A 24,796-nucleotide genomic window follows, 5' to 3' on the forward strand; every position below is an offset into this window, starting at 1 on the left:
GGCGGCCTATATGTATAATTTTACCCGCTTTATTAGCTGGCCTGCGGACCACCCCCAACCCTTAGTATTTTGTGTACAACAGCCCACTGACTTTGTGGCTTTTTTTCATGCTCTGATTAACAGCAAACCCGGCCGGGACAAACGCAATGACTTACGTATTATTGAACTTAGCGCCGCTGCGCGATGCGATTTGGCTTATTTACCTGGCCCGCAGATAGATTTTCCCGCACTGACGCCCGCCACCCTGATTATTACCGATGCTCCGGCACCGCCGGGGCTAGCTGCGGTGTTTACATTTTATCAGGAACATAACCGGCTGCGTTTTGAAATTGATACAGCCCAGTCCGAGCGTTTGAACCTGACGATCAGCTCTGAATTATTAAAAGTGGCAAAAATCAAATGACCCGGCGCTCTTCGTTTTTTACCAAACAGTTACTGGCGGTATTGTCGGTTAACTTTATGGCCCTGACGTTAGTTGCTTTTCTACTTTATTCCAGTTTTGTTGATGATTATAAAAAAAATCTGGTAGATACCCTGAGCAGTCAGTCTGCATTGTTGGCCTCGGCCAGCCGTTCATCGCTACTGTTTAACGATGCGCAGACCACCGATGATTTATTGCAGGCAGCAGCGCAGCTACCAGGTACCCGTTTTGCCCGGGTCTACACACCCACGCATGCGTTATTTGCAGGCTATTCCCGAGCGGGCGTTATTGACGCTACAACGCCCCAGGATTTGCCAATAGGGCCGACATTTCGCAACCACAAACTTTACTTTGTAGAGCCCATTGAGTTTGAACAGGAATTAATTGGATATTTAATCCTTTCTGCCACCACCGATTCACTGGATGCCCAGCAGCAGCATGCACTAATGGTGGTGCTGGGGGTGTTGATTGTAAGTATGCTGGTATCTTATTTATTTAACTGGCGTTTACAGCGCATGCTAACCAACCCGGTGAACAAACTGATTCAGTTAGTTACCCAGGTGGCGCATACCCGCAAGTATGATGCCCGCTTATCGGTAGCCCGACAGGACGAACTAGGCGAATTGTTTACCGGGGTAAATGATATTCTGGCTACCGTGCAGGACCACCAGCGCCAGTTGGAAACGCATAATACCGAGTTGGAAAGCTTGGTAAAACTGCGCACCGAACAGCTTTTCCAGCGCGCCAACTACGATGCGCTGACCCAGTTGCCCAACCGACATTTATTCGTGGAGTTGCTGGAACAGGGATTACAAAATGCAGAACAGCGCCAGACACAACTGGCCGCCTTATTCCTTGACCTTGATCGGTTTAAAATTATAAATGACAGCCTTGGCCATGATGCGGGCGATAAAGTGCTTATTCAGGTTGCCCATCGTTTAACCGAAATCGTCCACCAGGCGGATGCTGTATGCCGCTGGGGTGGCGATGAGTTTGTTATTATGGTGGAAAATTTTAAGCTTCAGGATGAGCTCATCCACTTAGCTGAGCGCATTATCGCCAGTTTGAATGAGCCTATGCTGATTCAAACCAATAAGCTGCATATTTCTACCAGTATCGGCATGGTGACCTTTCCGGATCAGCAAACTAATGGCATTACCTTATTAAAGCATGCCGACACCAGCATGTATCATGCTAAACAAAGTGGCCCCGGGCATTGGCGCTTTTTTGATGACTCTATGCTGGTTGATTCCATCAATCGTTTATCGCTGGAAAGCAAACTGCGTCAGGCAATCACTGATGATGCTTTTACCATGGTTTATCAGCCGCAATATTACACTGGTACCAATAAGTTGCACGGCCTTGAAGCACTTATTCGCTGGTACGATGCTAAAGGGACTATTGCCCCAGGTGAATTTATTCCGGTAGCCGAGGAAGCGGGGCTGATCAATCCGTTAAGTGTTTGGATCCTTAATCAGGTTTGCGCGCAAATTCACACCTGGCTTGCGCTCGGATTACCGGTAGTCCCGGTGGCCGTTAATTTACCTGCCTGCTTTATTACCCAAACTGATAGCGCCGCTCAGATTGAAGATATTTTAGAGCGCCATAACGTACCGCCCGCCTTGCTGGAAGTTGAGTTAACCGAAAATACATTTATCAGTGCCACTGACCAGGCGCTGGCATCGTTGTATGAGCTAAAGCAACTGGGTATCAGTGTGTCGATTGATGATTTTGGTACCGGCTATTCCTGCCTTAGTTATTTAAGTACGTTACCAGTAGACAAACTGAAAATTGATGGCAGCTTTGTGAGTAATCTGGGTCATTCACAATCAAACGACGGGATTGTCAGTGCGATTGTCATGCTAGCCAAAAGCCTGAAGCTGACCACCGTAGGCGAATGCGTAGAAGACGCATCGCAGATGGCAATATTACAGCAGATGGGCTGTGAAGTGATTCAGGGTTACTATTATAACCCACCGTTGCCCCCAGGCGAGGTACAAACAATTTTGGCGGACCAGAGCGCAGCAGCGCCGGTAATATAACGTGTACCTATAATGCGGGTACAGCTGGATTACGTAACCCCGCTATTACAGCGCTTAGACCGTAATTTGGGTGGGTTGAATGTGCTGCAACCTGTAACAACATATAAAAACCCGAGCCGGACACGAGTGGCCAATAAAAAACCCCGTGCTCAGCACGAGGTTTGGTCTACAACCGGCCTAAAGCCTAATTATTTATCGCAGAAAATCCACGTAGGGTTATTCCCACTCTATTGTAAACAAGACATTTTTATCTTTTATATTCAATGGCTTATTTTCCTGCTAATTGGTAATACCATGAAAAATACCATGCTCAGAAAAGGCTTAACAATATTTTGAAAAATTGCCTACTGAGCGCTGCCGCACAGCTCCATAGGCCGCTTTCCTGGCTTTGCTTCCAGATGTATGCTCTTCTGCTCCTGCAGCTAATGGATCACCGCAAACAGGTTACTCGCTTGGGGATTCCCTTTCGACCCGAGCATCCGTATGAGACTCATGCTCGATTAGCGGGCTTTAATACTACATCAAGTCTACAGGCGTGCCCAAAAACTGCTTTTACGCCCATGCGCTGACTGCAATTGTTGCACGAAGGCGTGATGCTCCAGCAGAGGGTCGAACACCTTGATTCGCCCGGCCAGCGCTTCCAGCTTTTTAAAATAGAGCGCGCCATGGCCGTAAGCCTTGCTACGCGCCTGCATTTGCCACCGGACAAATGTAATCTTCCTGCCCATGCACAATATCAAGGGGAATATCCTTTAATGTGTCCTGCCCGGATAAAAGATGAATTTTATTATCGGCCGAATACTCATTCACGACAAAATGGAAAAACAAACGGGATATGGCCAGATTGTCTTCACGATTATTGGCAATCTCTGTCAGGCCCTGCTGATCAATGTTATAATTAGCGATCGCCTTATCCCACAAATGGAAACGCGTCGCCGCTTCGAGGGCCTGTTCTTCCGTGCCTTGTGTAAGAAGCCTGTAATAAGGTCGCACCAAACCTTGCTGCCGTTCGTCTTCCGGGACTAAGTCACGGTATTGTGCGAAATAATCATCGCGGTATCTGTTCGCCCCGCCATCTTCGATAATATGTAAGGATCCCTCTAAATCGGCCAGAAATATGCCACGCAGCAACATACGCTTTACGAACTGCGGATGTTCAAGCGCATAGAATAAGGACAGCGCGGAGCCCCAAGACCCGCCGACGAGATTCCACCGTGCAATATCGAGGTGATGTCTCAGCATTTCCAGGTCATTGACCAGATGCCGGATGGAATTATGATCTGTGCAGGCATAGGGCTTGCTTTTCCCCGCTCCGCGTTGATCAAACAAAATCACGCGAAAATAATGAGGGTCAAAATAGCGCTGTTCGTTATAGCTACAGCCGCCCCCCGGCCCGCCATGGACATAGACAGCCGCTTCCCCATTCGGATTGCCATACTGCGCATAATATAATTCATGCCCGTCTCCGACATCCAAATATCCACTGTCATAGGGATCTGTTTGGGGGTACATCGCTATCCTACAGTAATTGTCCTAAGCAAGAATATTTTATACAGCGTAAACTATTGGCGATTATATCCATTCGTTCTGATCTGTTGTGCAAGATAAAATGAAGCAATCCTCAAACCTTCATACGCTTCAAGCAAGCCTGCTGCCATTAGATCGTCTTGCTTGCGAATCTCTTGAAAACAATTTGAGACAAAAGATTGCGCCCCGGCATATTCGCGGCCGCTCCACTGACTAAATGCCATCCCGAATAACGCCTGTGTATCAGCATCAGTGAACAGCATGGCCTGACGGTTTGCCACAGATATGCTTTTTTCCTTGGTACCCGCTTTGCTTGCCCAGTTATTCATTCGCTCACAACCGGGATCCGTCAACGCGGATGACTTATCTTTCTGTTTATACGCCGGCAGCTTGTCCCCTACCGTGCCGGAAAATCTATTACTTTTACCCGCCAGCAAATTCAAACGCCTACGTTCATTTTCGTCCGGCCATGAGGATGAACAAGATCCAATTTTCATCACGACTGTTTTTTTATCGCCCCTACCCCATTCACTTAGCGGCGCACCAAAAACAGAAGTCATCACATCATCACTTAACGCGCGTCGTGCGACTTCATTCGCTTTTTTATCAAAAGCCTCATATTCTTCATTTTGTTTTATACGCTCGGCTGGGCTTAACTGCCTGAGGGACTTGCTTTGCCTGACAGGCATCTCTTTGGCCCAATCAATAAGAGCATCACATTCGGGCACAACGACCTCGGCCTTGGCATCATTGACGCCAGATACAATTATAGTGAAAACCAATGCGAATAAAATACGGAAAAACATATAGAAACCTTATGGTTGGTGGGGTTACGTATAGGAAGAATAAACGCCCTTTTCACCCAAGTCCAACAGCTTTGGACCGCAGTTGACTCTTTCGACACCCCTGCGATGCAACCCAATCCGGCTGACGGGGAGCCAGCAACGCTGAAAATTTACCCTCCTCTTTCCCACTAGCGGCTCCTTTTCCGACAACCAGCACGGCGGATCCCTGCCGCGGCGCTGTGAACGCAGCATTTTGATTGGTATCGTTGGCCTTCAGGCTCGTCAGTCAAACAGACCCAGGAGCAGCTCAGCCGGTGGCGCCCGGCTTTCGGGTAACGCCCTGGTCCCGCTGGTTTCGGCTTTGTGCTTCAGGTGATCAAGGATCTGCTTGATCACTATAGGGTCTTCAATGCAGGCGATGACTTTCATGGCGCCGCCGCAGCCGCTGCAGGTCTCGATGTCGATATTGAAAACACGCTTGAGCCGTTGCGCCCATGTCATCGACGCTCGCCGTTGTGCTGGTGTTGCCGGTTCATCAGCCACCCTGACCTTGTTGCCCCTGCCCCGTTTTGCCGGCGTGACCAACGCCCGGTGCCGACTGTTGGGTGCGAACACCCCGTGGAAGCGGGTTAGGTTGACTCTGGGCTTCGGTACCAGGGCGGCCAGCCTTGCAATGAAATCCAATGGTTCGAAAATGACGTGCGTGGTGCCGTCCCGGTACGGCGTCTTGAGCTGGTAGCGCACGTTGCCGCCTCGTGTTAACGACAGCCGCTTCTCGGATACCGCCGGGCGGCTGATGTACCGGCACAGCCGTTCGAGCTTCTTGCGTTCATCGGCCCTGGCCGCCACGCCGGCGTGCAGGCTGAACCCGGCTACCTTGCCAATCCCGTCACCGAACGGATCACCACTGGTCGGCAGAGTTTGCAAAGTGAACACCTTTCGCCCCGCCTGTGAACCGACAGCGATACGGTAAGTGATCGAGTGCCCCAGCAGGGGTGTCATCGGGTCGTCATCCACCGCATCCGAGGCCAGATAGCTGTTTTCGACATCCCGTTCCAGCAGGCCTTGCCGTTCCAGATAGCGACCCACCCGGTGGGCGATGGTGTGCGTCAGCTGGGTGAGCTCTGGGCTGGTCGGCGCCTTGACCCAGCGGAAACGCGCTGAGCCGTGGGATTGCTCGACATACACACCGTCGAGAAACAGCATGTGGAAGTGAACATTCAGATTGAGCGCCGATCCAAAACGCTGGATCAGGGTGACCGCGCCCGTCTTGGCCACTTGGTGGGTATGGCCCGCTTTCTTGACCAGGTGCGTGGCAATGACGCGGTAAACGATGCCCAGCACCCGCCCCATGATCTCGGGCCGGCTGGCAAACAGGAAACGCAGCTGAAACGGGAAACTCAACACCCACTGACGCATGGGTTGTTCAGGCAGTACTTCATCAACCAGCAAGGCGGCACTTTCGGCCATCCGCCGCGCCCCACAGCCCGGGCAGAAACCGCGACGCTTACAGCTGAAAGCGACCAGGTGCTCGGCGTGGCAAGACTCGCAGCGAACCCGTAGAAAGCCATGCTCCAGCCGCCCGCATTGGAGAAATTCTTCAAATTCCCGTTGCACATAGCCCGGCAATTCCTTTCCCTGCTCTGCCATAAGCGCAGCGAATGCCGGGTAATACTCGTCAACGATCTGATAGAGAAGGGTTTGCTCGGGTCGGTGGCTCTGGTAACGACCAGTATCCCGATCCCGGCTGGCCGTCCTGGCCGCCACATGAGGCATGTTCCGCGTCCTTGCAATACTGTGTTTACATACAGTCTATCGCTTAGCGGAAAGTTCTTTTACCCTCAGCCGAAATGCCTGCCGTATCTAAACATTTTTATTCACCGCTAGATAATTTTCTTGAACATAAGTTGCTATTCGGTTTCTATCGATATCGGCTTTTTTACTCTGCCTGAGTTGCGACTAGTGTGAGGTTGTTTATTGCCATATCGAGTCGTGAAAAGGCAGTTGACTTCGTTGCGCCGCAGCCTGACTATACTGGGTCTGCTGCCATTCAAACCAAAGGCTTTTGTTGTGTCTACCGTATTATTTCGTTTGTTATCGCTGGTTTTGTTGCTATCGCTGCTGCCAATGGCTGGGGCGGAAGCGCAGACTGGTGCGTTTTCGTTGCCGAATATTGGCGACCTGCAAAAGAAGTTGTCTGGGGCAGGCCCTGAGCAAGGTGACAGTCAGAGTGAGAGCAAAAGTGACAAGCCTGGGGGAAATGCGCCCGAACGAGAACAGCTTGAGCAAACCCTGGCACTGCGCCAAGAGATTGAGGCTAATCGAGAGCAAATAGAATCACTGAATGCACGCAAACAGCAGGCGCCGATGGAGCGTAACCGCTTGCAGAAGCAATTGAATCAAGCGCGTCAGGATCGGGAGCGGGACTGGCAATCTAGATATCAGGGGCTGTCACTGGAGGCGCTGGGCGAGGAGCTGGGCCAGCAATTGGATACTTTGGAAGAGAACCAGCAAACACTGGCCAAGGTGAGTGGTGAGCTGACTCGTGCGCAGACCTTGCCTGAACGTGCCCAAAGCACGATCAGCGATAGCCTTGCGCGTACTGACGACATACGCCGACGCCTGAACCAGGAAAATGAAGCACTAGCCGACGTTGAAGAGACGCAGTTGCGCACTGAATTGATTGCATTGGAGGTTCGCATCGAGCTGCGCAACCAAGAGCTGTCTGTTGCCAGCACACTGGAAGAGCTGGCACGCCTGCGCAAACGGATACTGGAAGCCCAAACTCAAGTGATACAAGCGAGACTGGATACGTTGCAGTCGATGATCCACGAGCGCCGGGACGAATCACTCAGCGCGGAGATCGGCAGCGATCAACTTGATCTGTCTGAGTCGTTGGCTGGCAACCCAAAGCTGAAAGCGGCGCGGTCAGCTAATGACGAGCTGCGTGAGCAACTTAAAAATACGGCCAATGATGTCAGTACTTTGATCCGAGAAGTGATTGATGCAGAGACGTTGCTGGATCGAACCCGAGCGCTATCCAGTACCGTCAATGACCAGATTCAGATGCTCGATGGCAGCTTACTGTTGTCGCGTATTCTCTATGAGCAACAGAAAAGTCTGCCTCAGTTTAAAGCCCGGGAAGGTCTAGAAAAACAAATCACCGAGGCGCGGTTAATACGGTTCGATATTAGACAAAAGCTTCAGGAGCTAGAGAGCCAGAACACTACCTTGGCCGATAACCTCGATCTTGACGAGGAGCAGCAACAGCAGTTGCGAAACGGGCTGCAACGCTTGGCAGACAACCGGGTGGATTTGCTCAACCAGCTGGATCAAGAGCTGGGCCGAAAATTGAATATCCTGGTGCGGCTCAATCTCTCTCAGGAACAGTTAAGCAAGTTGACCAACAGCTTGCATAACGCCATCTCCGAGCAGACATTTTGGATGCCCAGCACGCAACCACTGTCCTTGACTTGGTTTGTGGCGTTTCCCGGTCAAGTGGTGAAGCAAGTCGAATCAGTGCCCTGGCAACGCATGAAGGAAAATGGGATAGAGATAGTCCAAGAAAAATGGCATTGGCTGTTTTTGCCGATCATTCTAGCCAGTGGCTTGTTATTATTGCGGCCGCGTTTGCACAGGCAAATAAAAGCACTCAACGGTGACATTGGCTATTTAAGACGAGACAGCCAGCGCCACACTCCCTTGGCTATTTTCTACACCGTAATACTGTGCGCTCCCGGTCCACTATTGTTGAGCCTGCTGGGCTGGGAGCTGTGGGTACAATCTGGCACCCTGAGTACGGTACTGGGCGCGGCACTGGTGAAAATTGCCTTGCTCTGGCTGGTGTTTGAATTGTGCTATCGACTGCTGGCGGGCGATGGTATAGCTCAACGTCATTTTAGTTGGAGCGTCGATAGCAATCGACAATTACGCCGACGGTTGTTGGCGGTTGGCTTGACCATGGTGCCGATGACGCTGGTGATTGCTTTTGGTCAAGAATGGCCTGCCCAATTAAGCAATGATCGTATTGGCCTGGTAACCATTGTGGCAGGGTTGGTGGTGATTGGCGTGATGCTGACGCGTGCCGTGCTTGCCTATCCGGTCCAGAATCACTCCCGTACTTTGCGTTCTGGCGCAATCTGTTTAAGCGCAGGGATTCCGCTGGTGCTGGTGGGCTTGATTGTGGTGGGTTATTACTTTACATCGGTACGTCTTTCTGGCCGGATGATCGATACCTTTTACTTTGCCTTGTTGTGGCTGTTGGTTGACGCCACTGCAGTGCGGGGTTTGGCTGTGGCAGCGCAGCGTCTGGCCTATAAGCGCGCTGTAGCAGAACGCAAAGCAGAGCCTAAAGATACCGTTGAGGGTGTCGAGGTTGAGGAGCCTCAGCTGGACTTGCATCAAGTTAACCAGCAATCGCTGCGACTGCTGCGCTTAGGGTTGTTGGTATTGTTTGGTGTGTTGCTTTACTGGGTGTGGGCAGATGTCATTAACGCCTTTTCTTACACCAACACCATTGTGTTGTGGGAAAGCACCGAAGGCAGCGGAATCAATGCTACTACCTCCCCGATTAGTTTGGGCGACGTAATGACGGCGCTGGCGATTGGTGTCGGTACCGTTATTCTGGTTGGTAACCTGCCAGGCTTGCTGGAGGTATTGCTGTTATCGAGGCTCAGTCTTAAGCAGGGCGCTAACTACGCGATTACCACGTTGCTTTCTTATACGATTGTGGTGATTGGGGTGATCATCACCTTGGGTGCGCTGGGCTTGTCTTGGAGCAAACTGCAGTGGTTGGTGGCGGCGCTTGGCGTGGGCCTTGGTTTTGGTCTGCAGGAAATTTTCGCTAATTTTATTTCGGGCATTATCATTCTGTTCGAGCGGCCTGTGCGCATCGGTGATGTGATCACTATTGGTGAATTGTCTGGCACCGTTAGCCGCATCCGTATTCGCGCCACTACCATTATCGATTTTGACCGCAAAGAAATTATTATTCCCAATAAAGTTTTTGTTACCGAGCGCCTGGTAAATTGGTCGCTGAGCGACACGGTAACCCGGGCAACGCTCAAAGTGGGTTTTGCCTATGGCTCCAATCTACAAGATTGTCACGATGTGTTGGCTAAGGCTGCGGCAGATAACGCTCGTGTTTTACGGGATCCAGAACCGCTTATTCTCTTTATGGCTTTTGGTGCCAGCACCTTAGACCATGAGCTTCGCGTCTATATTGGCGAAATTGGCGATATCTTATTTGCTATCAATGAGCTGAACCGGGCGATTGATGCCAACGCCCGGGAGCTTGGCGTCGAAATTGCCTTTAATCAGCTCGATATCCATTTGCGCTCCACCGCCGAGGGCGTTTCCCTCAATGGCGTCACGGCAGAAGCTGAAAGCCAATCTACGGCTCATTACCACGATGAGCAAAAGGCGTCATCACGCTCTGCGCCAGGCGAGGGCGATGACTAGAGGGCTCGAATCCCTAGCTTGGCCCTCATCTGTCATGGTTCTCAGTGAAACCTGGTTTGCCTGCTTTTCTTAAATAGAGCCGCTATCTGAATTCTGCGTCTGGGGAGTGAGCTGGCTTTGTAAGGCCTGAATACAGTATTCGAAAATATTTATCGTGGCATTGCTCATCAGCGTCTGCTTATTTTTTGTGATGACTGAGATCATCTTGGCAGGAAATTTGTAGCGGCTGGTATTGTTCTGATATCAAGCAGGTTTTTATACCCTATCCCTATCCCTATCCCTATCTTTGTCTCGCCTTTTGGGGGTGTACGTATAGGAAGAATAAACGCCCTTTTCACCCAAGTCCAACAGCTTTGGACCGCAGTTGACTCTTTCGACACCCCTGCGATGCAACCCAATCCGGCTGACGGGGAGCCAGCAACGCTGAAAATTTACCCTCCTCTTTCCCACTAGCGGCTCCTTTTCCGACAACCAGCACGGCGGATCCCTGCCGCGGCGCTGTGAACGCAGCATTTTGATTGGTATCGTTGGCCTTCAGGCTCGTCAGTCAAACAGACCCAGGAGCAGCTCAGCCGGTGGCGCCCGGCTTTCGGGTAACGCCCTGGTCCCGCTGGTTTCGGCTTTGTGCTTCAGGTGATCAAGGATCTGCTTGATCACTATAGGGTCTTCAATGCAGGCGATGACTTTCATGGCGCCGCCGCAGCCGCTGCAGGTCTCGATGTCGATATTGAAAACACGCTTGAGCCGTTGCCCCATGTCATCGACGCTCGCCGTTGTGCTGGTGTTGCCGGTTCATCAGCCACCCTGACCTTGTTGCCCCTGCCCCGTTTTGCCGGCGTGACCAACGCCCGGTGCCGACTGTTGGGTGCGAACACCCCGTGGAAGCGGGTTAGGTTGACTCTGGGCTTCGGTACCAGGGCGGCCAGCCTTGCAATGAAATCCAATGGTTCGAAAATGACGTGCGTGGTGCCGTCCCGGTACGGCGTCTTGAGCTGGTAGCGCACGTTGCCGCCTCGTGTTAACGACAGCCGCTTCTCGGATACCGCCGGGCGGCTGATGTACCGGCACAGCCGTTCGAGCTTCTTGCGTTCATCGGCCCTGGCCGCCACGCCGGCGTGCAGGCTGAACCCGGCTACCTTGCCAATCCCGTCACCGAACGGATCACCACTGGTCGGCAGAGTTTGCAAAGTGAACACCTTTCGCCCCGCCTGTGAACCGACAGCGATACGGTAAGTGATCGAGTGCCCCAGCAGGGGTGTCATCGGGTCGTCATCCACCGCATCCGAGGCCAGATAGCTGTTTTCGACATCCCGTTCCAGCAGGCCTTGCCGTTCCAGATAGCGACCCACCCGGTGGGCGATGGTGTGCGTCAGCTGGGTGAGCTCTGGGCTGGTCGGCGCCTTGACCCAGCGGAAACGCGCTGAGCCGTGGGATTGCTCGACATACACACCGTCGAGAAACAGCATGTGGAAGTGAACATTCAGATTGAGCGCCGATCCAAAACGCTGGATCAGGGTGACCGCGCCCGTCTTGGCCACTTGGTGGGTATGGCCCGCTTTCTTGACCAGGTGCGTGGCAATGACGCGGTAAACGATGCCCAGCACCCGCCCCATGATCTCGGGCCGGCTGGCAAACAGGAAACGCAGCTGAAACGGGAAACTCAACACCCACTGACGCATGGGTTGTTCAGGCAGTACTTCATCAACCAGCAAGGCGGCACTTTCGGCCATCCGCCGCGCCCCACAGCTCGGGCAGAAACCGCGACGCTTACAGCTGAAAGCGACCAGGTGCTCGGCGTGGCAAGACTCGCAGCGAACCCGTAGAAAGCCATGCTCCAGCCGCCCGCATTGGAGAAATTCTTCAAATTCCCGTTGCACATAGCCCGGCAATTCCTTTCCCTGCTCTGCCATAAGCGCAGCGAATGCCGGGTAATACTCGTCAACGATCTGATAGAGAAGGGTTTGCTCGGGTCGGTGGCTCTGGTAACGACCAGTATCCCGATCCCGGCTGGCCGTCCTGGCCGTCCTGGCCGCCACATGAGGCATGTTCCGCGTCCTTGCAATACTGTGTTTACATACAGTCTATCGCTTAGCGGAAAGTTCTTTTACCCTCAGCCGAAATGCCTGCCGTTGCTAGACATTGCCAGCCAGTGCCCGTCACTCCCACTCAATAGTAGCCGGCGGCTTACCAGAGATATCGTATACCACCCGCGAAATACCGTCTATTTCGTTGATAATGCGGTTAGACACCCGCCCTAAAAAGTCATACGGCAAGTGGGCCCAGTGGGCGGTCATGAAGTCGATAGTTTCTACCGCCCGCAGTGATACCACCCAGTCGTATTTACGCGCATCACCCATCACTCCTACCGAACGTACCGGCAGAAACACCGTAAAGGCCTGACTTACTTTATGGTATAGCTGGGCCGCGTGCAGCTCTTCGATAAAAATGTTATCTGCTTTACGCAGCAAGTCGCAGTATTCTTTTTTGATCTCACCTAGTACCCGTACGCCCAAACCCGGGCCCGGGAACGGATGGCGGTACAGCATGTCATACGGTAAGCCTAGTTCAAGTCCAATTTTGCGTACTTCGTCTTTAAACAACTCCCGCAGCGGTTCGACCAACCCCATTTTCATGTCTTTGGGTAAGCCGCCAACATTATGGTGCGATTTAATAACATGGGCTTTACCGGTTGCAGAACCGGCAGATTCGATAACATCAGGATAAATAGTGCCTTGAGCCAGCCACTTAGCATTAACCAGCTTACTGGCCTGCTCATCAAACACCCGAACAAACTCATTACCGATAATTTTACGCTTGGCTTCAGGATCAGCTTCGCCTTCCAGGGCGGCCAGGAAGCGGTCCTCTGCATCAACCTTAATAATGTTCAGGCCAAAATGGTCGCCAAACATATCCATTACCTGCTGACCTTCGTTCAACCGCAGTAAGCCGTTATCCACAAATACACAGGTAAGCTGGCTACCAATAGCCCGATGGATAAGCATTGCCACTACCGAAGAATCGACCCCGCCAGAAAGGCCAAGTACTACGCGGTCGCTACCCACTTTTTCTTTAATGCGGGCGATAGCGTCTTCAATAATTGCGCCAGGCGTCCATAGCTTTTCGCAGCCACAAATATCCATAACAAAATGTGTCAGTACGCGTAAGCCCTGCCGGGTATGGGTTACCTCAGGGTGAAACTGCACCCCAAAGAATTGCTTTTCCAGGTTATGCATGGCTGCGTGCGGACATGAAGGCGTATAGGCCGTAGTAACAAACCCTGGCGGAATACTTTCCACCTTATCGCCGTGGCTCATCCAGACATCCATCAGCGCGTTGCCGTTATCACTGATATGGTCTTCAATTTTACTCAACAGCGGGCATGGCTCGGCAACTTCTACCTGTGCATAGCCAAACTCGCGCTTATTCGAACCAAAAACGCTGCCGCCCAACTGCTCTGCCATTGTTTGCATGCCGTAACATACACCTAACACCGGCACACCCGCTTCAAATACGTATTGCGGCGCGCGCGGCGAATCCAGCACTGTGACCGACTCGGGCCCACCAGACAAGATAATGCCCTGAGGATTAAATTCGCGAATTTGCTCTTCGGTCACATCCCAGGCCCAAAGCTCACAATAAACGCCTATTTCACGCACCCGGCGTGCAATCAGTTGCGTATACTGCGACCCAAAATCAAGAATCAGAATACGCTGGTCATGAATGTTTGTTGTCATATTTTTGTCCGTATATAAAACCAGTCAGGCTGGTGAAAACCAGCCTGACCTGCAGCAAATGCGTGAATTAACCTAACCGGTAGTTGGGTGCTTCTTTGGTGATGCTCACATCATGCACATGAGACTCTCCCATACCCGCGGACGTCACTTTTACAAATTTTGCTTCGTTACGCAAAATATCGATTGTCGCACAGCCCGTCAGGCCCATGGCGGAGCGTAACCCCCCCATTTGCTGGTGAATGATATTTGAAATAGGCCCTTTGTACGCAACCCGGCCTTCAATACCTTCAGGTACCAGCTTTTCGGCACTGTTAGGATCCTGGAAGTAACGGTCAGAAGAACCATGGCTTTGGTCCATGGCACCCAGCGAACCCATACCCCGATACGATTTGAAGTAACGTCCCTGATACAGCTCAACTTCGCCAGGCGCTTCTTCTGTACCTGCCAGCATGCTGCCTACCATGACACAGCTTGCACCAGCGGCCAACGCTTTAGCAATATCGCCGGAAAAACGGATACCGCCATCAGCAATTATCGGTACACCTGAGCCTTCGATGGCATCGACAGCATCAGACACCGCGCTAATCTGGGGTACGCCACAGCCGGTAACAATCCGGGTAGTGCATATAGAGCCTGGGCCTATACCGACTTTCACCGCATCCACTCCAGCTTCTACCAGTGCTTTAGCGCCTGCTGCGGTCGCCACGTTACCGGCAATAAGTTCCAGCTCCGGATATGTAGCGCGTACCTTTGCTACGCGGTCAATAACGCCTTGCGAGTGGCCATGGGAGGTGTCGATAAGTAATACGTCGACGCCCGCTTCCACTAGTAACTGAATGCGTTCGTCGGTACCTGGCCCTACGCCTACCGCTGCGCCCACCCGTAACCGACCTAGTGAGTCTTTACAGGCATTAGGCTTGCTTTCAGCTTTCTGGAAATCTTTAACCGTGATCAGGCCGGTCAGTTTGAAGTTGTCATCAACGACCAGAATTTTCTCAATTCGGTTGGCATGCATTAACTCTAAAACCTGTTCAGAGCTGGCCCCTTCTTTGACGGTGACCAGCTTATCTTTACCGGTCATTACCTTATGTACAGGTAACTCCAGGCGGTTTTCAAAGCGCATATCCCGACCGGTAACGATACCAATAAGGTTATTGTCTTTGTCGGTTACCGGAAAACCCGAGTAACCCATTTTTTTGCTTAATGACAGCACATCGCCCAGTGGGGTGTCTTTTGATACCGTAACCGGATCAGAAACCACGCCACTTTCGTATTTCTTTACTTCGCGGACGTGACGAGCCTGTTCCTGTGGCTGCATGTTTTTATGGATAAAACCTAACCCGCCTTCCTGGGCAAGCGCAATTGCCAGGCGCGCTTCTGTGACCGTATCCATAGCCGCAGAGACCATTGGAATATTCAGCGTTATATTGCGCGTAAGTTTAGTCTGCAGGTTAGCAGTATGAGGAAGGACAGTAGAGTGGCCGGGAACCAGCAACACATCATCGAAGGTCAGGGCTTCTTGGACGATTCTGAGCATGCAACAACACCTTTTTGGTCGGAGGTTAATTGCGGCGCAATTGTAGTGTTTTTTCAGTTTCAGGTAAACTGTATTTGAATTTTATCAATAAGAATTTTTTTCTATGCTATTTAACAGCCCCTCTGCAAGTCGGCAAATTCTCTCGGTGACCAAGCTAAATCGGTTAGCCCGCACCATTTTAGAAGGTGAGATTGGGCTAATCTGGCTATCTGCCGAAATATCTAACTTTGTGTGTGCTGCGTCAGGCCACTGGTACTTTACGTTAAAAGACAATAAAGCCCAGGTGCGCGCAGCAATGTTTAAAAATACCAATCGCAGCGTGCGGGAGCGCCCCAAAGAAGGCGATAAGGTGCTGGTGCGTGCCTCGGTGGGTCTGTATGAACCACGCGGTGATTATCAGCTGATTGTAGAACATCTTGAAAGCGACGGTGAAGGCCGCCTTAAACAGGAATTTGAAGCGCTAAAACAGCGCCTTCACGGGGCCGGCTTATTTGCCGCAGAACAAAAACAGCCCCTGCCGGATAATATTAACCGGATTGGTGTTATCACCTCGGCCACTGGAGCGGCCCTGCATGATGTATTAACCGTATTAGCCCGGCGCAGTCCGGCGACTGAGGTAATTGTATACCCCAGCATGGTACAGGGTGAGACTGCGCATACGCAGCTTATCAGCGCATTGGAAATAGCCAATAGACGTAATGAGGTAGATGTAATACTGCTGACCCGGGGCGGCGGGTCGTTAGAAGATTTATGGTGTTTTAACCATGAGCAACTTGCTTATGCTATAGCGCAAAGCCAGTTACCGGTAGTCAGTGCTGTAGGGCACGAAGTAGACATTACCATTGCCGATTTTGTGGCAGATTTGCGTGCTCCTACACCCTCGGCTGGCGCGGAATTACTCAGCCAGGACAGTAAAGCCCAACTTGCCCGCGTTACCTCCCAGACCGCTGCGTTAGGCCAGGCGTGGCAACGGCATTGTCGTCAGTATCAACATGCGTTACAGGTATTACAGCAGCGTCTTAAGGCCTGTCACCCCTCCAACCAGTTAAGTACCCAGTCCCAACATGTGGACCGGCTTCAGCTTGCACTGGCGCACTCGATGTCGGGCAAGATTAATCAGCTGCAGCGCCGCCACGCACAATTAACCCACCGCTTGTTTCGTCACGACCCCAGTACCCGCATTGATCGGCATACCGTTCGTAATGACAGCCTAAGTCAGCGGCTTACCCGCGCTATGCAAAAGCAATTGGCCAATGAAGGTAAGCGACTAGCCACCGCTGCTCAACTATTGCAATCCGTGAGCCCCCTGGCGACGCTGGCCCGTGGTTATAGCATTACTTTTGCTGAAAATACCCCGGTGACGACGGTGGAAAATGTACATGAAGGCCAAACACTGACCACCCGGGTTACTGATGGCGAAATCATCAGTACGGTGGTTAGCCTGAACCGCAAGGATTCCGCAGGCTGATAGGGGATAATTTAGGTGATAATTTAGGTGATAGTTTAGGTGATAGTCAGCCCTGCTGGCTTTTGCCGCGTGGCTGCCGGTTGTTTGAATTACCTTCTGATTTACATCCGGCTTCTTTCGGTAGATTTTTGCCCTGGGGCTTTTATTGGCTTTGTCCCTGCGGGCCGCGAGGTTTATTTAGCATTTGCCGCGTTGGCGGCGGCAACCCAAGGGGAACACGTCGTTCCCCTTGGGAATCCCCGGACGCCCCTGCCGTGGGTAAGCATTCCCCTACCCGCTCAGATGCCGGTCAACGACCACGACGGGGCTTCCCTGCCCCGGCCTGGTCTGACTCGGGTTCCTTCCCTCGTCTGTCCGGCATTTTTCCTGACCGGCTTGGGGAATCCCACAACAAGGGGGCATAGGTTATCTGAATTACCTTCTGATTTTACATCCGGCTTCTTTCGGTAGTTTTTTGCTTTGGCGGCTTTTGTTGGTGTTATCCCTGCGGGCCGCAAGGTTTATCTAGCTTTTGCCGCGTTGGCGGCAGCAACCCAAGGGGAACATGGGTTATTTAAATTACCTTTTGATTTTACATCCGACTTCTTTCGGTAGATTTTTACTTTGGCGGCTTTTGTTGGCTTTATCCCTGCGGGCCGCAAGGTTTATTTAGCATTTGCCGCGTTGGCGGCGGCAACCCAAGGGGAACACGTCGTTCCCCTTGGGAATCCCCGGACGCCCCTGCCGTGGGTAAGCATTCCCCTATCCGCTCAGATGCCGGTCACCGACCACGACGGGGCTTCCCTGCCCCGGCCTGGTCTGACTCGGGTTCCTTCCCTCGTCTGCCCGGCATTTTTCCTGACCGGATTGGGGAATCCCACGACAAGGGGGTATGAGTGGATGGAATTACGTTTTAGTTTTACATCCGGCATATTCAGCGGGAAGTTAAACTTCAGTCGCTTTAATTTGCCTTTGTTTTTACATCCGGCTTCTTTGGGCAGTTTTTGCTTTAGCGGCTTTTGTTGGCTTTATCCCTGCGGGCCGCAAGGTTTATTTGGCTGTTGCCGGGTTGCTGCCACAAGTGGGCATAGCTTATTTGAATTACTTTTTGGTTTTACATCCGGCTTCTTTCGTTAGTTTTTTGCTTTGGCGGCTTTTGTTGGTTTTATCCCTGCGGGCCGCAAGGTTTATCTAGCTTTTGCCGCGTTGGCGGCAGCAACCCAAGGGGAACACGTCGTTCCCCTTGGGAATCCCCGGACGCCCCTGACGTGTGACAACATTCCCCTACCCGCTCAGATGCCGGTCACCGCCCACGACGGGGCTTCCCTGCCCCGGCCTGGTCTGACTCGGGCTCCTTCCCTCGTCTGTCCGGCATTTTTCCTGACCGGATTGGGGAATCCCACGACAAGGGGGAAACGAGCAAGAGCTACAGAGATCTCTGCTTTGCCTGCCCATCAAACGTATTGGGCAGCCCGGCAGATAAGCAAACCGAAGCCTAGACAGGGATGTCGCAGGCAAGGCTCGCCGAAACAGGATGTTGCGTCGAGCCTGATTCGGATTGCCTGACGGGGTGAACAATGGCTCACGTTTGCCAGGGCATACATGGGAAGTCCAGAGGGGCCGTGGCGGCCCCTCTGGTTGCCGCCACCAACACGGCGAATGCTCATTACACACGCCGCAGACCGAAAGGGATAAACCTAAAACAACCAGCGGGCCTAAAGGTTAACCCAGCAAAGCCAAGATAGCGCGCTGGCCTAATTGGTAAGATAAGTAAAAAGGGGCATAAAGCCCCTTTCTTAAGTTGTTATTTTTTCTTGTAATGCGACATCATGCGCTTACGTTTTCGCTCCTGACCCAATGTCAGCTTATTTTTCTTACCCTCGAACGGGTTGGCGCCTTCTCTGAACTCAATTTTTATCGGCGTACCCATTACATTGAGTGAACGGCGGAAATAATTCATTAAGAAACGCTTATACGCACCAGAAAGCTTATCAACCTGATTGCCATGAATAATAATTACTGGCGGGTTATAGCCCCCGGCATGGGCGTATTTCATTTTCACCCGGCGGCCCTGAACCAAGGGCGGCTGATGTTCTTCTTGTGCCATTTCCATTATCTGGGTCAACATGGAGGTATTAACCCGGCGGGTGGCGCTATCGTAAGCTTCAACAACCGAATCAAATAAATTACCAACACCAGAACCATGCAGTGCGGAAATAAAGTGCAGACGCGCAAAGTCAATAAAACCTAACCGGCGATCCAATTCGCGTTTAATTTCGTCTTTTATTTCAGTATTCAATCCGTCCCATTTATTCACCGCCAGTACTAATGAGCGGCCTGAATTAAGAACAAAACCTAATAAACTAAGATCCTGGTCCGAAATACCTTCACGGGCATCCACTACCAGAAGAACCACATTTGACTCTTCAATCGCCTGCAGAGTTTTTACAATCGAGAATTTTTCTACCGCTTCTGTTACCCGTCGACGCTTACGCACACCAGCAGTATCAATAAGAATATATTCGCGGTCGTCGCGTTCAAGTGGAATATAAACGCTATCTCGGGTAGTACCGGGTAAGTCATAAACCACCACCCGTTCTTCCCCTAAAATACGGTTGGTTAAGGTAGATTTCCCCACGTTGGGTTTTCCCACAATAGCCAACTTGATAGGTAAGCTTTGCAGACGTGCTAGCTGCTCTTCTGCCGACAACTCTTCGTGCTCTGGCTTGGGCTCAACCAACATGGCCGGGAACTCTTCGGCCAATGGATTTAAACCAGTGTCCAGCAATCGGGATATGCCGCGCCCATGGGCTGCTGCTATTTGATAAACAGTGCCCAGCCCCATGGCGTAAAAATCAGCGCTTTCGCTATCACCATCAATACCATCGACTTTATTGGCAACCACGTACACTTTTTTATTCACTTTGCGCAAGTGTTCTGCAATACCCTGGTCGGCTGGCATTAACCCGGCGCGGGCATCAACCAGAAATAATACAACATCAGCTTCATCTATCGCTAATAAGGATTGCTGCGCCATATGGGCATCAATACCTTCTTCATCGCCGGTAATACCACCGGTGTCAACCACGATAAACTGTTTGCGATCAAAGGTAGCCTGTCCATATTTGCGGTCGCGGGTGAGCCCGGGGAAATCGGCAACCAGTGCGTCCCGGGTATTTGTAAGTCGGTTAAAAAGCGTGGATTTTCCGACATTTGGCCGGCCCACCAGTGCAACTACAGGCAACATTTAATGTATTCCTACATGAGATATAAACAAGAACAAACAGGCCGCGTGTTCACGCGGCCTGTTCTTTTAAAGCCCATTATACCGGTAAACGGCTATGCCGTCAGCCTGTCTGGACTGGCTTTCTATTGAGCGGGCGTTTCATCCTGCGATGATGCCGTAGGTGAAGTAATCGCGGCTACCGTGCCATCACGGGTAATCGCAATAATGTTGTCTCCCACTACAATTGGCGCCACATATACTGACTCATCTTCATCGTCGCCGCCTAAATCATAACGGGCCACTATTTTACCTGAAGACTGTTCAACCCAATGTAAAAAGCCCCATTTATCACCCACTACTAAATAATCGCCTACCGGTTCGGCCTGCGTGAGTGAGCGTTTTTTCAATGAGCTTTGTGACCACAGTTCAACGCCGTTACGGCGGTCAAGCCCGTAAATAACTGAATTGTTGTCTACTACATACAAGGTATTTCCCTGCATAGAGATATCGCGATACGACCCATACTCACGTTTCCAGATAACCCGGCCGCTACGCAATTCAATAGCCGCTAAGGTGCCGTTATACGAAATTGCATAAACAATTCCGCCGTACAGCAACGGCGTTACATCCACATCCACAATACGCTCTAATTCAGTCGCACCGGAAGGCTTGGTAATCGCGGTTTCCCAAGCGACTAAGCCAGAGTCAATAATATTGACCTGAACTTTACCGGTGGGCGTCCCAACAATAGTACCGCCATTCGCGGCGATAGGAGATGATATGCCACGCAAGGTCAGCGGCGGAACGTCACTTTCGTTAATCCAAAGCTGCTCGCCATTATCAACATTTAAACCGAACAAGGTACCGGCACCGGTATTCACTACCAATACGTTTTCTGATACCACGGGCGCTGAGATAATCTCACCTTCCACCGACTGGGACCATTTGGTTTCCCCCGTAGCAGCATCCATAGCAACGATGGCGCCATTTTCCGTACCGATGTACACAGTCTGTTTGTCATAAGCTAAACCGCCAATCCGGGCAGACTCACCAGAGCGCCATAGTTTAGCTACGGCGCTAAGCATGCCTTCTTCGTCAAATACCGCCAGGTTGCGTTCCCACACGGGCTCGCCATCTTGGGGGTCAAGCGCGGCCACATCACCATGTCGGCTGGCAACAAATACCTTGTTATCGCCATACACCGGGCGTAAGCGTGAGAAGTAATCGCTAATGCCATCACCAACATCGGTATCCCATACCATGCTGGGTTCAAACTGGGCATCAATAGGTTTAAGGGTACGAATTTCGATTTCATCGTCATCCGCGAACCAGTTCGAAATAGTTGTACAACCTGAAAGTGACGCTGTCATTAACAGGGAGAGTCCTATTGTGCGTGAAATCCGGCCTTTTCGGCCACACGTTAATCGTGACAAACTAACTACCTCTTGGATGTGGTTATGAGCCAGTGGCTACAGACAGATTATCCAGCTTCATTTGCACCAGCTGATTTCGGGCGTTGCTTTCCAGCGCTTTGGTATACGCCATACGCGCATCATCCATTTTCGCTTGCTTCACAAACGCATCCCCTTTAATTTCAGCGATCAGACCGGTAAAAGCCTCATCTTCTAAACCGTTGAGCGTAGACACGGCCTGGTCCGCTTTATCCTGCTCAATTTGCAGGCGCGCCAAATGTATAGATGCCAGCGTTTTAAGATGCGTATCAGAGGTGCCGGAAATAACGCTTTGCAAGGTTGCAGCGGCTTCATCAAGACTTCCACTTTCCACCAGCTTACGTGCCGTAATCAAACCCGCAATATTGGCATAGCCGGTATCGCTGTGGTTTTGCATAAACTGCTGAACATTGTCCAAACCATCGTCGTTCTGGATAGTTTCAATCGCGCTTTGATATTGCTCAGAGGCTTGCTCTTTAGCTGCTACCTGAGTGTCGCTGTAATATCGCCAGCCCCACAAACCACCTAGGCCTAAAACCGCACCCACGATAATTGCTGTGCCGTTTTCCTTCCAAAATCGCTTTATCGCTTCTACTTGTTGTTCTTCTGTCGCGAACTGTTCCATCACAAACCTCTATGTTGCTGCAAGCCCACCGCCTTGGCGGGCTTGATTACTTATCCAATTAACGGCATTAGCGCGCTGTCTAACGCATCAAGTGCAACCGTGCTTTGTTCCTGACCATCACGCAACGGCTTAATAGTAACTTGCCGTTGCTGAGCTTCTTCACTGCCCAGTAACAATGCCACACCCGCGCCGGTTTTATCGGCCCGTTTCAACTGCTTTTTAAGATTACCGCCGCCACAGTGCATAACCACACGTGCCGCAGGCAAGGTGTCGCGGATATGCTCTGCCACAGTCAAAGCATAAACCGCCGCATCATCGCCCAGCGCAGTGACAAAAATGTCGGCACTACTGGTATCCTGCTCATCCGCTTTTAAGGTTGTTAACAGCAATACCAGGCGTTCTATACCCATGGCAAAACCGACAGCGGGTGTCGCTTTACCACCAAGCTGCTCAACCAAGCCATCGTAGCGGCCACCGGCGCATACGGTACCCTGTGAGCCAAGACTTTCGGTAACCCACTCAAATACGGTGCGATTATAATAATCCAGGCCACGAACCAGACGCGGATTAATCTCATATTCGATACCCGCTTGCGTCAATCGTTCACACAAAAGTGAAAAATGTTGTTTGGACTCATCATCCAAATGATCAAGCAAGGAGGGAGCATCTGCCAGCGCGGCCTGCACTTCGGGGTTTTTGCTATCTAGCACGCGCAGCGGATTTGATTCCATCCGTCGTAACGAGTCTTCATCAAGCTGGTCTGCACGGGATGTAAGAAACGCTATTAACGCCTCGCGATACGCTTGTCTGGCTTCGTTTGATCCCAAAGAGTTGATTTGCAGTTTTACATGATTGGCGATACCAAAGGCTTTCCAGATGCGGGCGCTGAGTAAAATAACCTCGACATCAATGTCCGGCCCTTCCAGGCCATAGGTTTCTACACCAAACTGGTGAAACTGGCGATACCGGCCTTTTTGCGGGCGCTCATGACGAAACATCGGCCCCATGTACCACAAACGTTGCTGTTGATTGTATAGCAGACCATGTTCATTGCCCGCGCGAACGCAACTGGCTGTACCTTCCGGGCGCAGCGTCAGACTGTCGCCGTTTCTGTCCTCGAAGGTATACATTTCTTTTTCAACGATATCGGTGACTTCACCAATAGAGCGTTTGAACAGGTCCGTGCTTTCAACGATTGGCGTACGAATTTCCTGGTAACCATAACTGGCCACCACTTGTCGTAGGGTTGCTTCCACTTGCTGCCAGATACCGGAAACTTCCGGTAGACAGTCGTTCATTCCGCGAATAGCCTGTATTGTTTTAGCCACCTGAATTTCTCATACTGCTGATATATAAAAGCCCCGCATTATAGGGGCTTTAAGGGTAAACAACAATGTTTGCCGTGTCCGGCCACTGTTGCCGCTAGTCTTTTATGGCCACATCAATTTTTCGGCTTTCATCAAGCTGTGATGCTTTGGCCCTGATCCGCTTTTCCAACTGCTCGATCAGCTCATCATTTTTTAGCCGTACTTTCTGGCGTTTGCCGTCTTCATAATAACCGCTCATGTTACGTGCCCCGGTTAAGCCTAAATCTGACACTTCGGCTTCACCCGGACCATTTACCACGCAGCCAATAATCGAGACGTCCATGGGGGTAAGAATATCTTCCACGCGCTGTTCAAGTGCATTCACCGTGGCGATAACATCAAACTCCTGCCGAGAGCAGCTGGGGCAAGCTATAAAATTAATTCCCCGTGAGCGGATGCGCAGCGATTTAAGAATATCAAAGCCAACCTTAATTTCTTCTACCGGGTCGGCGGCTAGTGATACCCGCACCGTATCGCCAATGCCCTCGGCTAATAACATGCCCAGCCCTACTGCACTTTTCACCGCGCCAGCGCGCTGACCGCCCGCTTCAGTAATACCCAGGTGCAGCGGCTGATCAATTTTTTGCGCCAGTAAGCGGTAGGCACCTACCGCTAAAAATACATCCGACGCTTTTACACTTATTTTAAACTGATCAAAGTTTAATTTATCGAGAATATCTACGTGGCGCATCGCCGATTCAACCAGTGCTTCAGGAGTAGGCTCGCCGTATTTTTCCTGTAAGTCACGCTCCAATGAACCACCATTCACCCCAATACGAATGGGAATGCCGTGATCTTTGGCGCAATCGACCACCGAACGGACGCGCTCCATGTTACCGATGTTACCGGGGTTGATGCGCAAACAATCAACACCGTATTCCGCCACTTTTAGGGCGATGCGATAATCAAAATGAATATCAGCCACTAGCGGTACCGTGACCTGCTGGCGAATTTGTTTAAACGCTTCGGCTGCTTCCATCGTGGGAACCGAAACCCGGACAATTTCGCCGCCAACAGCGACAATCCGGTTAATCTGGGCCACCGTGGCCGCCACATCAGTGGTCGGAGTGTTGGTCATCGACTGCACAGCAATAGGCGCGCCGTCACCAATTGGCACACTGCCTACATTGATACGGGTTGATTTTCTGCGTTTAATCGGACTTTCAGCAAACAT

16 protein-coding genes and 1 pseudogene are annotated in these 24,796 nt (G+C 51.4%); 5 read left to right on the top strand and 12 right to left on the bottom strand.

Features of this window, described 5'->3' with window-relative positions; genetic code table 11:
* The first annotated feature begins 10 nt into the window (after window positions 1–10).
* Window positions 11–403, top strand: coding sequence for a YfiR family protein (locus D0Y50_RS13405; protein ID WP_170145511.1), 393 nt, complete (start codon window positions 11–13; stop codon window positions 401–403).
* The gene (locus tag D0Y50_RS13410) at window positions 400–2,463 is read left to right on the top strand and encodes a putative bifunctional diguanylate cyclase/phosphodiesterase (RefSeq protein WP_117317376.1); all 2,064 of its coding nucleotides are present in this window, start codon (window positions 400–402) and stop codon (window positions 2,461–2,463) included. The genes D0Y50_RS13405 and D0Y50_RS13410 overlap by 4 nt, the downstream gene beginning before the upstream one ends.
* A 527-nt stretch (window positions 2,464–2,990) precedes the next feature.
* Here the strand turns inward: D0Y50_RS13410 and D0Y50_RS19560 are convergent.
* The 4 genes from D0Y50_RS19560 to D0Y50_RS13445 form a co-directional block, all read right to left on the bottom strand.
* On the bottom strand, window positions 2,991–3,158 hold the full coding sequence (locus D0Y50_RS19560; RefSeq protein ID WP_170145512.1) for a DUF6880 family protein: 168 nt from the start codon (window positions 3,156–3,158) through the stop codon (window positions 2,991–2,993).
* The gene (gene pip, locus D0Y50_RS13430; protein ID WP_108566000.1) at window positions 3,145–3,975 is read right to left on the bottom strand and encodes a prolyl aminopeptidase; all 831 of its coding nucleotides are present in this window, start codon (window positions 3,973–3,975) and stop codon (window positions 3,145–3,147) included. Before pip ends, D0Y50_RS19560 begins: the two co-directional genes overlap by 14 nt.
* A gap of 50 nt (window positions 3,976–4,025) precedes the next feature.
* Entirely contained in the window at window positions 4,026–4,796 is a 771-nt protein-coding gene (locus tag D0Y50_RS13435; protein WP_108565999.1) for a hypothetical protein, read from the bottom strand.
* Window positions 4,797–5,057: 261 nt separating this feature from the next.
* Window positions 5,058–6,551: an IS91-like element ISCR2 family transposase gene (locus D0Y50_RS13445; protein WP_117317380.1), complete on the bottom strand. Its 1,494-nt coding sequence runs from the start codon at window positions 6,549–6,551 to the stop codon at window positions 5,058–5,060.
* Window positions 6,552–6,845: 294 nt separating this feature from the next.
* On the opposite strand from D0Y50_RS13445, the gene mscK reads away from it, so the two are divergent.
* Window positions 6,846–10,235, top strand: a complete 3,390-nt coding sequence (mscK, locus tag D0Y50_RS13450) for a mechanosensitive channel MscK (protein ID WP_218023540.1) — start codon at window positions 6,846–6,848, stop codon at window positions 10,233–10,235.
* A gap of 543 nt (window positions 10,236–10,778) precedes the next feature.
* Here mscK and D0Y50_RS13460 read toward each other — a convergent pair.
* The 3 genes and pseudogenes from D0Y50_RS13460 to guaB form a co-directional block, all read right to left on the bottom strand.
* Window positions 10,779–12,280: pseudogene (locus tag D0Y50_RS13460) on the bottom strand (IS91-like element ISCR2 family transposase).
* A gap of 111 nt (window positions 12,281–12,391) precedes the next feature.
* Window positions 12,392–13,969, bottom strand: a complete 1,578-nt coding sequence (guaA, locus tag D0Y50_RS13465) for a glutamine-hydrolyzing GMP synthase (RefSeq protein ID WP_108565997.1) — start codon at window positions 13,967–13,969, stop codon at window positions 12,392–12,394.
* A gap of 67 nt (window positions 13,970–14,036) precedes the next feature.
* Window positions 14,037–15,506: an IMP dehydrogenase gene (gene guaB, locus D0Y50_RS13470; RefSeq protein ID WP_108565996.1), complete on the bottom strand. Its 1,470-nt coding sequence runs from the start codon at window positions 15,504–15,506 to the stop codon at window positions 14,037–14,039.
* Window positions 15,507–15,609: 103 nt separating this feature from the next.
* On the opposite strand from guaB, the gene xseA reads away from it, so the two are divergent.
* Together xseA and D0Y50_RS19420 are read left to right on the top strand one after the other, a co-directional pair.
* Window positions 15,610–16,974, top strand: a complete 1,365-nt coding sequence (gene xseA / locus D0Y50_RS13475) for an exodeoxyribonuclease VII large subunit (RefSeq protein WP_117317385.1) — start codon at window positions 15,610–15,612, stop codon at window positions 16,972–16,974.
* Between the two features lie 603 nt (window positions 16,975–17,577).
* Window positions 17,578–18,090, top strand: a complete 513-nt coding sequence (locus D0Y50_RS19420; protein ID WP_147318245.1) for a hypothetical protein — start codon at window positions 17,578–17,580, stop codon at window positions 18,088–18,090.
* Between the two features lie 667 nt (window positions 18,091–18,757).
* Here D0Y50_RS19420 and der read toward each other — a convergent pair.
* The 5 genes from der to ispG all read right to left on the bottom strand — a co-directional run bounded on the left by der (window position 18,758) and on the right by ispG (window position 24,796).
* Window positions 18,758–20,200: a ribosome biogenesis GTPase Der gene (der, locus tag D0Y50_RS13485; protein WP_108565993.1), complete on the bottom strand. Its 1,443-nt coding sequence runs from the start codon at window positions 20,198–20,200 to the stop codon at window positions 18,758–18,760.
* Window positions 20,201–20,322: 122 nt separating this feature from the next.
* Window positions 20,323–21,549, bottom strand: coding sequence for an outer membrane protein assembly factor BamB (gene bamB, locus D0Y50_RS13490; RefSeq protein ID WP_408640659.1), 1,227 nt, complete (start codon window positions 21,547–21,549; stop codon window positions 20,323–20,325).
* Window positions 21,550–21,634: 85 nt separating this feature from the next.
* Window positions 21,635–22,255, bottom strand: a complete 621-nt coding sequence (locus D0Y50_RS13495; RefSeq protein WP_117317389.1) for a YfgM family protein — start codon at window positions 22,253–22,255, stop codon at window positions 21,635–21,637.
* Window positions 22,256–22,305: 50 nt separating this feature from the next.
* Window positions 22,306–23,583 (bottom strand): histidine--tRNA ligase, encoded by a 1,278-nt coding sequence (gene hisS / locus D0Y50_RS13500; RefSeq protein ID WP_108565990.1) that lies wholly within the window; start codon window positions 23,581–23,583, stop codon window positions 22,306–22,308.
* A 94-nt stretch (window positions 23,584–23,677) separates the two neighbouring features.
* Entirely contained in the window at window positions 23,678–24,796 is a 1,119-nt protein-coding gene (ispG, locus tag D0Y50_RS13505) for a flavodoxin-dependent (E)-4-hydroxy-3-methylbut-2-enyl-diphosphate synthase (RefSeq protein WP_117317391.1), read from the bottom strand.

Source organism: Salinimonas sediminis (genome assembly GCF_003429285.1).
Lineage (GTDB): Bacteria > Pseudomonadota > Gammaproteobacteria > Enterobacterales > Alteromonadaceae > Alteromonas > Alteromonas indica.

What these genes read in the sequence shown, in the direction of transcription:
- guaB (WP_108565996.1), bottom strand. Translation starts at nt 15,506, where the DNA reads ATGCTCAGAATCGTCCAAGAAGCCCTGACCTTCGATGATGTGTTGCTG.
- der (WP_108565993.1), bottom strand. Translation starts at nt 20,200, where the DNA reads ATGTTGCCTGTAGTTGCACTGGTGGGCCGGCCAAATGTCGGAAAATCC.
- D0Y50_RS13445 (WP_117317380.1), bottom strand. Translation starts at nt 6,551, where the DNA reads ATGCCTCATGTGGCGGCCAGGACGGCCAGCCGGGATCGGGATACTGGT.
- D0Y50_RS19560 (WP_170145512.1), bottom strand. Translation starts at nt 3,158, where the DNA reads ATGCAGGCGCGTAGCAAGGCTTACGGCCATGGCGCGCTCTATTTTAAA.
- D0Y50_RS13410 (WP_117317376.1), top strand. Translation starts at nt 400, where the DNA reads ATGACCCGGCGCTCTTCGTTTTTTACCAAACAGTTACTGGCGGTATTG.
- pip (WP_108566000.1), bottom strand. Translation starts at nt 3,975, where the DNA reads ATGTACCCCCAAACAGATCCCTATGACAGTGGATATTTGGATGTCGGA.
- D0Y50_RS13435 (WP_108565999.1), bottom strand. Translation starts at nt 4,796, where the DNA reads ATGTTTTTCCGTATTTTATTCGCATTGGTTTTCACTATAATTGTATCT.
- D0Y50_RS13405 (WP_170145511.1), top strand. Translation starts at nt 11, where the DNA reads ATGTATAATTTTACCCGCTTTATTAGCTGGCCTGCGGACCACCCCCAA.
- xseA (WP_117317385.1), top strand. Translation starts at nt 15,610, where the DNA reads ATGCTATTTAACAGCCCCTCTGCAAGTCGGCAAATTCTCTCGGTGACC.
- D0Y50_RS13495 (WP_117317389.1), bottom strand. Translation starts at nt 22,255, where the DNA reads ATGGAACAGTTCGCGACAGAAGAACAACAAGTAGAAGCGATAAAGCGA.
- ispG (WP_117317391.1), bottom strand. Translation starts at nt 24,796, where the DNA reads ATGTTTGCTGAAAGTCCGATTAAACGCAGAAAATCAACCCGTATCAAT.
- guaA (WP_108565997.1), bottom strand. Translation starts at nt 13,969, where the DNA reads ATGACAACAAACATTCATGACCAGCGTATTCTGATTCTTGATTTTGGG.
- bamB (WP_408640659.1), bottom strand. Translation starts at nt 21,549, where the DNA reads ATGACAGCGTCACTTTCAGGTTGTACAACTATTTCGAACTGGTTCGCG.